Source organism: Variovorax paradoxus (assembly GCF_022009635.1).
In the GTDB taxonomy this organism is placed as follows: Bacteria; Pseudomonadota; Gammaproteobacteria; order Burkholderiales; family Burkholderiaceae_C; genus Variovorax.
The window spans coordinates 2,010,003-2,022,175 of record NZ_CP091716.1 but is presented as its reverse complement, the minus strand read 5'-3'; the positions used below and the strand labels follow the sequence as shown (position 1 = coordinate 2,022,175).

General features: G+C 68.2%; 14 protein-coding genes. 8 read left to right on the top strand and 6 right to left on the bottom strand.

What is annotated here, in order from left to right:
* Window positions 1-34 precede the first annotated feature (34 nt).
* From L3V85_RS09445 to L3V85_RS09435, 3 genes are all read right to left on the bottom strand, one after another.
* Window positions 35-856: a methyltransferase, TIGR04325 family gene (locus tag L3V85_RS09445; RefSeq protein ID WP_237679053.1), complete on the bottom strand. Its 822-nt coding sequence runs from the start codon at window positions 854-856 to the stop codon at window positions 35-37.
* Window positions 857-1,019: 163 nt separating this feature from the next.
* Entirely contained in the window at window positions 1,020-1,445 is a 426-nt protein-coding gene (locus L3V85_RS09440; RefSeq protein WP_237679052.1) for a hypothetical protein, read from the bottom strand.
* 131 nt (window positions 1,446-1,576) lie between these two features.
* The gene (locus L3V85_RS09435) at window positions 1,577-2,437 is read right to left on the bottom strand and encodes a TatD family hydrolase (protein ID WP_237679051.1); all 861 of its coding nucleotides are present in this window, start codon (window positions 2,435-2,437) and stop codon (window positions 1,577-1,579) included.
* 88 nt (window positions 2,438-2,525) lie between these two features.
* Here L3V85_RS09435 and L3V85_RS09430 point away from each other — a divergent pair, with 88 nt between their 5' ends.
* From L3V85_RS09430 to L3V85_RS09415, 4 genes are read left to right on the top strand one after another with little or no spacing between them, the layout of a single operon-like run.
* On the top strand, window positions 2,526-3,545 hold the full coding sequence (locus L3V85_RS09430; RefSeq protein ID WP_237679050.1) for a S1C family serine protease: 1,020 nt from the start codon (window positions 2,526-2,528) through the stop codon (window positions 3,543-3,545).
* A gap of 43 nt (window positions 3,546-3,588) precedes the next feature.
* Complete coding sequence (locus L3V85_RS09425; RefSeq protein WP_237679049.1) at window positions 3,589-4,602, top strand: AAA family ATPase; 1,014 nt, start codon at window positions 3,589-3,591, stop codon at window positions 4,600-4,602.
* Window positions 4,583-5,572 (top strand): DUF58 domain-containing protein, encoded by a 990-nt coding sequence (locus L3V85_RS09420; protein WP_237679048.1) that lies wholly within the window; start codon window positions 4,583-4,585, stop codon window positions 5,570-5,572. The genes L3V85_RS09425 and L3V85_RS09420 overlap by 20 nt, the downstream gene beginning before the upstream one ends.
* The gene (locus tag L3V85_RS09415) at window positions 5,569-6,606 is read left to right on the top strand and encodes a VWA domain-containing protein (RefSeq protein WP_237679047.1); all 1,038 of its coding nucleotides are present in this window, start codon (window positions 5,569-5,571) and stop codon (window positions 6,604-6,606) included. Before L3V85_RS09420 ends, L3V85_RS09415 begins: the two co-directional genes overlap by 4 nt.
* Here the strand turns inward: L3V85_RS09415 and L3V85_RS09410 are convergent.
* Entirely contained in the window at window positions 6,603-7,190 is a 588-nt protein-coding gene (locus tag L3V85_RS09410; RefSeq protein ID WP_237679046.1) for a TetR/AcrR family transcriptional regulator, read from the bottom strand. The two genes, L3V85_RS09415 and L3V85_RS09410, sit on opposite strands and share 4 nt — an antisense overlap.
* A 129-nt stretch (window positions 7,191-7,319) precedes the next feature.
* On the opposite strand from L3V85_RS09410, the gene L3V85_RS09405 reads away from it, so the two are divergent.
* A complete protein-coding gene (locus tag L3V85_RS09405) occupies window positions 7,320-8,123 on the top strand; it encodes an SDR family NAD(P)-dependent oxidoreductase (protein WP_237679045.1) in 804 nt (267 codons plus the stop codon).
* On the opposite strand, the gene L3V85_RS09400 is transcribed toward L3V85_RS09405, so the two are convergent.
* On the bottom strand, window positions 8,105-8,779 hold the full coding sequence (locus L3V85_RS09400; protein WP_237679044.1) for a TetR/AcrR family transcriptional regulator: 675 nt from the start codon (window positions 8,777-8,779) through the stop codon (window positions 8,105-8,107). The two genes, L3V85_RS09405 and L3V85_RS09400, sit on opposite strands and share 19 nt — an antisense overlap.
* A gap of 68 nt (window positions 8,780-8,847) precedes the next feature.
* Window positions 8,848-9,450, bottom strand: coding sequence for a phenylacetic acid degradation protein PaaY (locus L3V85_RS09395; protein WP_237679043.1), 603 nt, complete (start codon window positions 9,448-9,450; stop codon window positions 8,848-8,850).
* Window positions 9,451-9,599: 149 nt separating this feature from the next.
* Between L3V85_RS09395 and L3V85_RS09390 the strand changes: the two genes are divergently transcribed.
* The 3 genes from L3V85_RS09390 to paaK are packed head-to-tail and all read left to right on the top strand — an operon-like array spanning window position 9,600 to window position 12,172.
* Complete coding sequence (locus L3V85_RS09390; protein ID WP_237679042.1) at window positions 9,600-10,403, top strand: enoyl-CoA hydratase-related protein; 804 nt, start codon at window positions 9,600-9,602, stop codon at window positions 10,401-10,403.
* 3 nt (window positions 10,404-10,406) lie between these two features.
* Entirely contained in the window at window positions 10,407-10,865 is a 459-nt protein-coding gene (gene paaI / locus L3V85_RS09385) for a hydroxyphenylacetyl-CoA thioesterase PaaI (RefSeq protein WP_237679041.1), read from the top strand.
* Window positions 10,862-12,172: a phenylacetate--CoA ligase PaaK gene (gene paaK, locus L3V85_RS09380; RefSeq protein WP_237679040.1), complete on the top strand. Its 1,311-nt coding sequence runs from the start codon at window positions 10,862-10,864 to the stop codon at window positions 12,170-12,172. The genes paaI and paaK overlap by 4 nt, the downstream gene beginning before the upstream one ends.
* Window position 12,173: the final 1 nt, after the last annotated feature.

Genomic DNA, 12,173 nt, shown 5'->3' with positions numbered 1-12,173 from the left:
GTATCGTGCCACCGCCCGCATGCGAGGGGATTTCTCAGCGCGAGAAGTACATGCCGCTGAAGGTCGGAACGCAGCGCTCGGGAAAGCCCGGCAAGTGCAAGGAGCGCTCGAGAACCTGCCACTGGTCGCGCAAGGCGTAGCCCAGTGCCTCGACCTCTTTCACGAAGCGCTGCCGGTTGTAGACCTGCACCGGCGCGAAGCAGCCGGCGCCGATGTTCTGCGCCGTGACGTAGTCCTCGCCGTCATGGATCGGGAGCTTGTTCAGCAGGATATGCCGTGGCCGCACCCGGCTTCGCCGCAGCAGGTCGCCGGGACGCGAAATTTCGAAGTACTGCAGCGAGCCTGCGGCGATCCAGATGTCGTCGCCACCGCCCAGGGCCTGCTCCATGTCGTCGGAAAAACTCAGTGCCGCGGCATCGGACCCGACCTGGCCGGCCATGTCCCGCCCGATGGCGGCGATGGCCGGCACGTCGACGACGCGCCATGACAAGCCATGAGGCATCTGGAAATAGCGGCGATAGGCATAGAAGTGCACGCCCACCGAGCCGCCGAGGTCGAGCACCTTGGTGGCGCCGTCCCTGAATGCGCGCTCCAGCCACCACATCACCGGGTAGTCGTAGGCAAACACGCGCTTCGTGCGCACATCCACGTACTCGGCCGCCAGGGCCGCGTGGTCGAATTCCGGGCTGGCGGGCAGCCAGTCGCGCGCCTGCGCAAAGTCCGCGAACACGCCGAAGTAGTTGCCGAAACCCGCCTCGGAAAAGAACTGCTGGCGGCGCCAGCGCAGCAGTGCCGGCCGAGTGACCGGCCCCTCGAGAATTTGCCGTACGACTTGCGAGGCGCTGGAGTGAGCCATATCCTTCTCCATCCTTTTCGACGAGAAGCAGACTTCGACAACATAGCGCCGTCACCTGACTGCCAGCACACCACCGCCCCGCCGGCGAGCGGCCATGAAAAAACCCGCCGAAGCGGGTTCTTTCGCGAGGGCCGGAGCCCGAAGGCCCGGTACTTGCCGGTACTTACTTCTTGGCGGCTTCGTTCTCGGCCGTGCCGGGGATCTTCTCGCCGATGGCCTTGCCGGTGGAACGCATGCCGTCGGCCGTCTTGTGGCCGGCGTTCTCGACGGCATCGCCGGTCTTGGCGGCTGCATTCTTGGTGGCGTTGGTGGCCTTCTTGGTGGTGCGCTTGGTGGCGTTCCATGCCTTCTTCGTGCCGTTTTCGGTGGCGTTCACGGCCTTCTTGGTCGTGCGCTTGGTGGCATCGTAGGCCTTCTCCGCGCCGCGCTCGGTGGCGTTCACGGCGTCCTTGCCGGCTTCCTTCACCTTTTCGGTGGTGCTCGGCTCGGCGGTCGCCGGGGCCGCGGTCTGAGCCACGGCCGACACGCCGATGGAGGCGAGCGCCAGCGCGAGGACGACGGGCATGGTGCGAATGAAAGACGTGGTCATGAAAGGCTCCTTGTTGGATGAAGTTTTAGCAGTGACTTGCTTGCCACTGGTCTAGCAACGAGCTAGCGAACCCCGAGGATGACAGCAAATCTGCAACCTCTGCACACACGAATGCAGGTCGGGACATTGGCCTACGCGAGGTGCGGCGCGCGTTCCGACAAGGCCATCAGACTTTGTAGCCGCGGCAGCACTTCGAGCGCATTCCGCGTGGTGGCCAAGGCCAGTTCCTCGATGCCGATGCCCCGCAGGCCGGCCACCACTTCGGCAATGCGCGGCAGTTCGCCGGGCTCGTTGCGGCCCTGCGGCTGGCCGGCGTCGCGCTGGGCCTGGGTGCGGTAGAGCCAGTGCGGCTGGATGTCGGGTGCATCCGTCTCCATCACGATCGATTCGATCGGCAGGCTCGCCGCCAGCCGCCGCAGCTGCAGCGCACGCTCGAAGGTCACCGCGCCGCCGAAGCCCAGCTTCAGCCCGAGCGCGATGCACGCGCCGGCCTGCTGCTCGCTGCCGTTGAACGCATGGGCAATGCCCAGCCACGGCTTGCCGCCCGCGGTTTGCCGCAGATGCTTGAGCACCTTGTCGACCGAGCGCCGCACGTGGATGAGTATGGGTAACCCGTGCTTGCGTGCCAGTTGCAACTGAGTGTGAAAGAAGCGCTCCTGCCGGTCGGCATCGAGGCCTTCGACGAAATAGTCGAGCCCGATCTCGCCAACCGCCACCAGCCGGGGATCGTCGCGCCGCGCGCTCAGTTCGGCGTCGAGCGCCTCGAGATCGGCGTCGGCGGCCGCACCGGTGCACAGCGGGTGGATGCCCAGCGCGTAGGCGTCTCCCTGCCGGTGGGCCAGCTCGCGCACGGTCTGGAAATTGAAGGCCCCCACCGCCGGAATGACGCACATCGCCACGCCCAGCCCGGCCGCGCGGGCGCGTATGGCGGGCATCTCGGCACCGAATTCGTGCGCGTCGAGGTGGCAGTGGGTATCGATGAAGGTAGCCATCGCGCCATGATGCCCGAAGGGATGCGCAGGCTCGGAAAGCGTGCTACTGTGAACTCCTTCACGCGATATTTTTGCCGGAGGTGCTCCGATGCGCAGGCCTGCTTTCTACAGCCGATCGCCCCGCACGCCGCCACCGGCCGCAGACGATGCGGCCGATCGGGCGGATGCATCGGCATCGCCCGAAGCGGACGGCACGGGCCGCGCCGCACCGCCGATTGTTCCCGCCACCCCCGCCAAGACAGGCTGGCAGCCCGGCCGCCGCAGCTTCGCATTGCTCATCGTGCTGTGCACCGCCCTCGTCGCCGGCACCGTGCTGTGGGCGCCCCGCCCCGGCGGCAAGGCACTTGCACAAAAAGACATCGACGCCGCCGTGCTGCGCACGCTGCAGACCAACACCCTGCCCTCGCCGGCCGCCAAGGCGGCGGACATCATCCGGCCGTCGGTGGTGCGGGTGGTGAGCTACGGCGAAGAGAAGAACACGCCCGAAGCCAAGATCCAGAAGCGCGGCCGCAACATGGCCAAGGGCAAGCCGCCCGAAGCCCCGAACGACGGCGGCCCCTCGGGCGAGTTCGAGCGCGGCGTGGGCACCGGCGTGGTCATCGTCGACAAGGGCGTCATCCTCACCAACCTGCACGTGGTCGCGGGTGCCGACAAGATCAAGGTCACCTTCTTCGACGGCCTGGAAGCCGTGGCCACGGTCACCGGCGTGCAGCCCGAGAACGACCTCGCGGTGCTGCAGGCGCAGACGGTGCCCGACGACCTGATTCCCGCCACCATGCGCTCCACCGCCGACCTGCGCTCCGGCGACCAGGTGGCCGCCGTGGGCTTTCCGTTCGGCATCGGGCCGTCGGTGTCGGCCGGGGTGGTGTCGGGGCTCAAGCGCTCTTTCCGCTCGCCGGAGGGCAAGCAGGAACTGGGCAACCTGATCCAGTTCGACGCCGCCGCCAACCCGGGCAACTCGGGCGGCCCGCTCATCAACATGGACGGCGAGGTGCTCGGCATCGTCACCGCCATCCTGAATCCGACGCAGCAGCGCACCTTCATCGGCATCGGCTTCGCGGTGCCCATCGAGAACGCGGCCTCGGCCGCCGGTTCGCCGCCGTTCTGATCTTGTCGTCCCCAGCCTCTTTTCTTCTTCGAAAGTACTTCGCATGAGCACAGAGACAGCCGCCCCCACGCCCGCCGGCACCGCCGAACTGATGGAGCAGATCCTCTACGAAGTGAAGCGCGTGGTCGTCGGCCAGGACCGCTTCCTGGAGCGCGTCATGGTCGCCATGCTCGCGGGCGGGCACCTGCTGGTGGAAGGCGTTCCGGGCCTTGCGAAGACGCTCACCATCAAGACGCTGGCCGACACCGTGCGCGGCCAGTTCAAGCGCATCCAGTTCACGCCCGACCTGGTGCCGGCCGACCTGGTGGGCACGCGCATCTACAACCAGAAGACCGGCGAGTTCAGCACCTCGCTGGGCCCGGTGTTCGCCAACCTGCTGCTGGCCGACGAAATCAACCGCGCGCCGGCCAAGGTGCAGAGCGCGCTGCTCGAAGTGATGCAGGAGCGGCAGGTGACCATCGCCGGCGAGACCCACAAGGTGCCGCGCCCCTTCCTCGTGATGGCCACGCAGAACCCCATCGAAACCGAGGGCACCTACCCGCTGCCCGAGGCGCAGGTCGACCGCTTCATGATGAAGGTGATGGTCGACTACCCGAGCGACGAGGAAGAATTCGTCATCGTCCAGCGCGTGATCGGCCCGCCCGTGGCCGCCACGCCGGTGGCCACCACCGAGCAGCTGGCCGAGCTGCAGGCCGAGGCGCGGCGCGTGTACGTCGACCCCTCGCTCATCCAGTACGCGGTGAAGCTGGTGTCGGCCACGCGCACGCCCGAGAAGCACGGCCTGAAGGATCTGCGCCGCTTCATCACCTTCGGCGCCAGCCCGCGCGCCAGCATCAGCCTGACCGAAGGCGCGCGCGCCCTGGCGCTGCTGCGCGGCCGCAGCTACGCGCTGCCCGAGGACATGACGGCACTGGTGCCCGACGTGCTGCGCCACCGCGTGACGCTGTCTTACGAAGGCCTGTCCGAGGGCCTGACGCCCGACGGGCTGGTCGACAAGATCATGCGCGCGGTCCCCGCTCCCCCCAAGCCGCTCGAACATGAAAAGCTGGTGGCGTAAGGCCCCCGCGGCCGCGAACGACGAACGGCTCATGATCCAGGCCGGGGGTGCGGAGCGCGCCCTGCGCCGGCTCGAGTGGACCGTGATCCGCCGCCTCGACGGCCTGCTGCAGGGCGACTACCGCACGCTGATGCGCGGGGTCGGGCTCGACCTGGCCGACCTGCGCGAATACCAGCACCACGACGACGTGCGTCATATCGACTGGAACGTCACCGCGCGGCTGCAGACGCCGCATGTGCGAGTGTTCACCGAAGACCGCGAGATGGCCGCCTGGTTCGTGCTCGACCTGAGCCGCTCGGTCGACTTCGGCTCGGGCCTGAAGGCCAAGCGCGAGATCTCGGCCGGCTTCGTCGGCGTGCTCGCGCGCCTGCTCACCCGGCACGGCAACCGGGTCGGCGCGCTGGTCTACGGCAGCGACCTGGAGGCGGTGATTCCGCCGCGCAGCGGCCGCCGCCATGTGCTGCACCTGCTGCACGCAATGGACAAGCGCGCCGACAAGGCCGAGAGCACGCCCCAGCAGAAAGGCATGACGCGGCTGGACACCCTGCTCAAGTCGGCCGCCGCGCTGATGCCGCGCCGCTCCACGGTGTTCGTGGTGTCCGACTTCCTGAGCGAGCCCGGCTGGGAGCGCCCGCTGGGCCAGCTGGCGCTGCGCCATGAAGTGATTGCGGTGCGCCTGTTCGACCCGCTCGAACTCGAGCTGCCCGACCTCGGCCTGGTGCCGCTGCGCGACGCCGAGACCGGAGAGCAGCTCTGGGTCGACACCCACGATGCGGGTTTTCGCAAGCGCTTCGCCCGCATCGCGGCCGAGCGCGAAGCCGCGCTGCGCAGCGCGCTCGCCAAGGCGGGCGTCGATGCGCTCGAACTCTCGACCAGCGACGACCTGGTGGAAGCCATCGTCCGTTTCGCCGATATGCGCAAGCGCCGCACGCGCATCGGCCTCGCAGGCATGAAAGCGGTGGCAGCATGACTTTTCTCTGGCCTCAATTCCTCTGGTTGCTGGCGGCGCTGCCGCTGCTGGTGCTGCTCTACCTCTGGCTGATACGCCGCAAGAAGAAGCTGGCGGTGCGCTATGCCAGCCTGTCGATCGTGCGCGAGGCCATGGGCGCCGGGCAGACGATGCGCCGCCACATTCCGCCCGCGCTGTTCCTGCTGGCCATGGCCGCGATGCTGGTCGCCGCGGCCCGGCCGATGGCGGTGGTGGTGCTGCCGTCGAACCAGCAGACCATCATCCTCGCGATGGACGTCTCGGGCAGCATGCGCGCGGCCGACGTGCTGCCCAACCGGCTGGTGGCGGCGCAGGACGCGGCCAAGAGCTTCATCAAGGACCTGCCGCGCAGCGTGAAGGTGGGCGTGGTGGCCTTCGCGGGCAGCGCGCAGGTGGCCCAGTTGCCCACCACCAACCACGAAGACCTGGTGACCGCCATCGACAGCTTCCAGCTGCAGCGCGCCACCGCCACCGGCAACGCCATCGTGGTGTCGCTGGCCACGCTGTTCCCCGACGCGGGCCTGGACGTGGAGCAGTTCAGCGCGCCCAGCCGCCAGCGCGGCGCGGCCATCGACTCGTCCGAGAAGAAGCTCAAGGACTTCACGCCCGTGGCGCCCGGCTCGTTCACCTCGGCGGCGATCATCATGCTGACCGACGGACAGCGCACCACCGGCGTCGATCCGCTCGATGCCGCCAAGGCCGCGGCCGACCGCGGCGTGCGCATCTACACCGTGGGCGTGGGCACGGTCGACGGCGAGACCATCGGCTTCGAGGGCTGGTCGATGCGCGTGCGCCTCGACGAGGACACGCTCAAGGCCATCGCGCAGAAGACCAACGCCGAATACTTCTACGCCGGCACCGCGAGCGACCTGAAGAAGGTCTACGAAACGCTGAGTTCCAAGCTCACCGTGGAGAAGAAGGAGACCGAGATTTCCGCGCTGTTCGCGCTGGGCGCGGCGTTGCTCACGCTGGTGTCGGCGGGGCTGTCGCTGCTCTGGTTCAACCGCATCCTCTAGGCCTTGCGAAGGCCTTCAGCCGCCTGAAGGCCCGCGAGCACCTCGCGCAGGATTTCCTCCGACAGCGCCTCGTCGTCCACGGCGCGGGCCAGCACCACGCCGCCGTACATCGAGGCCAGCATGCGTATCGCGTCACCGCGTGCGTTCTGCTGCGCTGTCTTCTTCGCGCGCCACGGAAAGTTGCGCGTGAAGCGGTCGATGACGGACTTGAGGTACGTCGTCAACGACGCGTCGACACCCGCGCTGCCCTCCGCCTGCCCCGCGAACGCCGCCACGAGGCACCCTTCGGCACGCGCGTCGCGATGCTCATGGCTCATGTAGTCGCGCACGTAGGCACGCATGCCTTCGGGCGTCTGCCCGGCCGCATCGAGTTCGACGAGCGCATCGGCCGCGGAGTGCGTGATGCACTCGGCCATCAGCGCCTCCTTCGACTCGAAGTGGTTGTAGAAGGGCCCGTGCGTGAGCCCGGTGGATTTCATGATCTCGCTCACGCTCACGCCGAAGCCACGCTCCTTGAACAGGCGCGAGGCCTCGGCGAGGATCTTCTGGTGCTTTTCGGCGGTTTCCGCTGCGGGGTATCGCATGTGACCTCGTCCTGTTCCGGGGTACTTCCAACACTGGGTTGACGCCAATCATGATAACCATCATGCTTCGCCCCATCAAACATGATGATCATCATGCTTGAATCGCAACCTACCTTGAATGGATTCGAAATGAGCGAACAAGCAACCCTCGGCACCGCCGTCGTCACGGGCGCATCGGCGGGCCTCGGCAAGATCTACGCGGACCGCCTGGCCCGCCGCGGCCACGACCTGCTGCTGGTCGCGCGGCGCGGCGACCGGCTCGACGAAGTGGCCAAGGCTCTGCGCGCCGAATACGGCGTGAAGGTGCGGACGCTGGTGGCCGATCTCGGCGCGGCGGACGACCTCGAGCGCGTGGCGAACGCGCTGGCCACCGACCCGGCGATCACGCTGCTGGTCAACAACGCCGGCACCTCCACCCTGGCCCCTGTCGCCCAGACCTCGGCGGCGCAGCTGCAATCGATGCTCGACGTGAACATCCAGGCCCTGGCCCGCCTGAGCCATGCGGTGCTGCCGGCCTTCAAGGCGCGCAACCGCGGCACGCTGGTCAACATCGGCTCGGTGCTGGGCTTCCACACGCTGCCGGTCAGCAGCATCTACAGCGGCACCAAGGCCTTCGTGCTGGCGTTCACGCGCGGCCTTCAGGAAGAAGTGGCGGGCACCGGCGTGAAGGTGCAGTTGGTGCTGCCGGCCGCCACGGCGACCGACATCTGGGAGCTGTCGGGCGTGCCGGTGAGCAGCCTCGCCGAAGGCACGGTCATGACGGCCGAGCAGTGCGTGGACGCGGCGCTCGCCGGCCTCGACCTGGGCGAGCCGATCACCATGCCGTCGGTGAACGAAGCCGCGTTGCTCGCCGGCTTCACCGAGGCCAGCGGCAAGCTGTTCCTCGGCTCGCAGCGCGGCACGCCGGCGGCGCGCTATTCGGTCGCGGCCTGAGGCTGGGTTTCCACGGCTGCCGAGGCCTCGGCGGCCCGGGCCTCTATGGCCCCGTAGTCCGGCGACTTGACCGCCCCGATGCCCCCCAGGAACAGGTCCGCCACGATCGGCGCGATGGCCGCGTGGTCGAGCGACCCGCCGGGCTTCATCCAGGTGAACATCCAGTTGATCATGCCGAACAGCAGCATGGTCAGCGGCTTGGCCAGGTCGTCGCTCGGCGCGCCGGGGCGCAGTGCGGAGACGGCGCGCGCGAAGCCCGCGACCACCTCGCGCTCCTTGTCGAGCACGCGCTCGCGGTCGGCCTCTTCCAGGAAGCGCACGTCGTCGGTCAGCACCCGGTGCGCGTCCTGCGCGCCCGCGTATTCCTCGACGATGCGGTAGATGAAGCGGCGCAGGCGTTGTTCGTCTGTGTGCGTCGACGCCTCTTCCTCTGCCACCAGCGCTGCCAGCTTGGACACGTGCGTCTCGGCGATGCTGATCAGCAGGCTGCTCTTGTCCTTGTAGTAGTGATAGAGCGTGGCTTTGGAAAGGCCGCAGGCCTCTGCCACCTGGTTCATCGAGGTGGCGGGGTAGCCGCTGCGTGCGAACAGCTGCGCGGCCTGCGCGAGGATCAGCTCGCGCTGGTCGTCGTAGGTGGCGGATCTTCCACGCGGCATCGGTTCTTGTTCCTGGGTTGTACGGTTGAAGGCAACTCGCGATCTTGCACGAAGCGCGGACGGCGCCGTCAGCCGCGTTTCGTGGCGATGAGCGAGCGCACGTCCGTGGCCGGCAGGCGCGGCCTGTCCTGCTCCACCCGGGCGAGCGGCGCCACCTCGTGCAGGCTCGCGAGGCTGCGCACGGTGAGCGCCTGGTAGGTCTGGGTGCCTTCGAGCTTCCAGGCGATCTCGTCATCCGTCAGTTCGCGCTTCACCTTCGCCGGAATGCCCGCGACCAGGGAGCGCGCCGGCACCTTCATGCCGGCCGGCACGAAGGCGCAGGCCGCGACGATGGCTTTTTCGCCGATCTCGGCCTCGTCCATCACCACCGCGTTCATGCCCACCAGCGCGTCGCGCCGCACGATGCAGCTGTGCAGGATCGCGCCGTGGCCGATGTGGCCGTTGACCTCCACCACCGTGTCGTTGTCGGGAAAGCCGTGGATGCAGCAGTGGTCCTGCACGTTCGAGCCCTCCTCCAGCACGATGCGGCCGAAGTCGCCGCGCAGGCTGGCACAGGGGCCTACATAACAGTTGGGGCCGACGATCACATCGCCGATCAGCACGGCCGTGGGGTGCACGTACGCGCTCGGGTCGACGACCGGAATCACGCCGTCGATGGAATAGCTGGGCATTCGGTCTCCTTTGTCTTCGGGTCTCAGGGTTTGCCCTGAATCAACCCCGCTTGTGTAGTAATCAAGGTCGATCCTAAAATCAACCGAACGGTCGGTCAATAGTGTTTGCACCCCGGACCGGCTCCCACGAAGGACGAAAGAGACACGCAATGACTGAGCCTTTGGTACTCATCAGCAACGCCGGCGCGGTACGCACGCTGAGCCTGAACCGCCCCGCGGCACTCAACAGCTTCACCACGGGGCTGCATGCCGAATTGCTGGCGGCACTCGAAGCGGCGGCGGGCGACGCGAGCGTGCGCTGCGTGGTGCTCACCGGCGCCGGCCGCGCCTTCTGCGCCGGGCAGGACCTGGCCGATCCGTCGGTCGCGCCCGACCCGACACCCGGCGCCGCGCCCAAGGACCTGGGCCACGTCATTTCCACGTACTACGCCCCGCTCGTCGCGCGCCTGCGCTCGATGCGGGTGCCCGTGGTCGCCGCCGTCAACGGCGTGGCGGCTGGCGCGGGCGCCAACCTGGCGCTGTGCTGCGACCTGGTGGTGGCGGGCCGTTCGGCCAGCTTCATCCAGGCTTTCACCAAGATCGGCCTCGTGCCCGACACCGGCGGCACCTGGCTGCTGCCGCGCCTCGTGGGCTCGGCCCGCGCGCTGGGCATCGCGATGCTCGGCGACAAGCTGCCCGCCGAAGAAGCCGCCCGCATCGGCCTGATCTGGCAGTGCGTGGACGACGCGGCGCTGGCCGACACCGCCGCCGCACTCGCAACCAAGCTCTCCAGCATGCCCACCCGCGCCCTCGTCGCCACCCGCCAGGCCATGGCCGCCGCGCAGGACATGGACCTGGGCACCGCCCTCGCCGAAGAGGCCCGCATCCAGCGCGACATGGGCAACGCCGACGACTACCGCGAAGGCGTCGAGGCCTTCCGCGCCAAGCGCGCCCCCGTCTTCAAGGACCGCTGAGCCATGACCGACACCCAACGCACGCCGCAGCAGACGGCCGAATACGTCCGCGACGGCATGTTCGCCAACGACAACGCCACCAAGGGCCTGGGCATGCGCATCGTCGAGGTCGGCCCCGGCCAGGCCACGATCGAGATGTGCGTGCGCTCCGAAATGCTCAACGGCCACGCCACCTGCCACGGCGGCTTCATGGCGACGCTGGCCGACTCCACCTTCGCCTTCGCCTGCAACTCGTACAACGAGCTGACCGTGGCCTCGGGCTTTTCCATCGACTTCATCGCCCCGGCGCGCGAGGGCGACCTGCTCACCGCGCGCTGCCACGAGGTGTCGAAGGCCGGCCGCACCGGCGTGTACGACACCGAAATCACCAACCAGCGCGGCGAGCGCATCGCGATGTTCCGCGGCCGCTCCTACACGGCCAAGGGCCGCCCCGCCGTGGCCACAGGAGACAAAGCACCATGACAGCCAGACACCCCGCCCCCGGCGAACTCGACCCCATCGAAACCGCCAGCCGCGACGAGATCGCGGCACTGCAGCTCAGCCGCCTGCGCGCCACGCTGCAGCGCGCCTACGACAACGTGCCGCACTACCGCAAGGCTTTCGACGCCAAGGGCGTGCACCCGGACGACCTGAAGTCGCTGGCCGACCTGTCGAAGTTCCCGTTCACGGTGAAGAGCGACCTGCGCGACAACTACCCCTTCGGCATGTTCGCCGTGCCGCGCACGCAGGTCGCGCGCATACACGCATCGTCGGGCACCACCGGCAAGCCGACCGTGGTGGGCTACACGAAGAACGACATCGACACCTGGGCCGACTTGGTCGCGCGCTCCATCCGCGCGGCGGGCGGCAGGCCCGGCGACATGGTGCATGTGTCTTACGGCTATGGCCTTTTCACCGGCGGCCTGGGCGCGCACTACGGCGCCGAGCGCGCGGGCTGCACCGTCATTCCGATGTCGGGCGGCCAGACCGAGAAGCAGGTGCAGCTCATCCAGGACTTCAAGCCGAACATCATCATGGTCACGCCCAGCTACATGCAGGTGATCATCGAGCAGTTCGAGCGCCAGGGCCTGGACGCGAAGGACAGCTCGCTGAAGATCGGCATCTTCGGTGCCGAACCATGGACCGAAGCCATGCGCCGCGACATCGAGGCCAGGGCCGGCATCGACGCCGTGGACATCTACGGCCTCAGCGAAGTGATGGGCCCCGGCGTTGCCAGCGAATGCGTGGAAAGCAAGGACGGCCCCGTCATCTGGGAAGACCACTTCTACCCCGAGATCATCGACCCCGAGACCGGCGAGCTGAAGGCCGACGGCGAAGAAGGCGAACTGGTCTTCACCTCGCTGAGCAAGGAGGCCATGCCGATCATTCGCTATCGCACGCGCGACCTGACGCGCCTGCTGCCGCCCACCTCGCGCGCGTTCCGCCGTATGGGCAAGATCGTCGGGCGCAGCGACGACATGATGATCATCCGCGGCGTCAACGTCTTCCCCACGCAGGTGGAGGAGATCGTGCTCGCGCACCAGGCGCTCTCGGGCCTCTACCAGGTGCACGTGAGCCGCGCCGACAAGCTCGACCAGGTCGAGATCCACTGCGAGCTCAAGCCTTCCGACGCCGCCGCGGCCGACCGCGCCGCCATCGGCGACTGGGTGCAGCACCGCGTGAAGACGCTCATCGGCATCTCCACCAGCGTGGTGGTCCACGCCCCCGACGAGATGGAACGCACCCAGACCGGCAAGGCACGCCGCGTGGTCGACACGCGCCCGCGCTGAG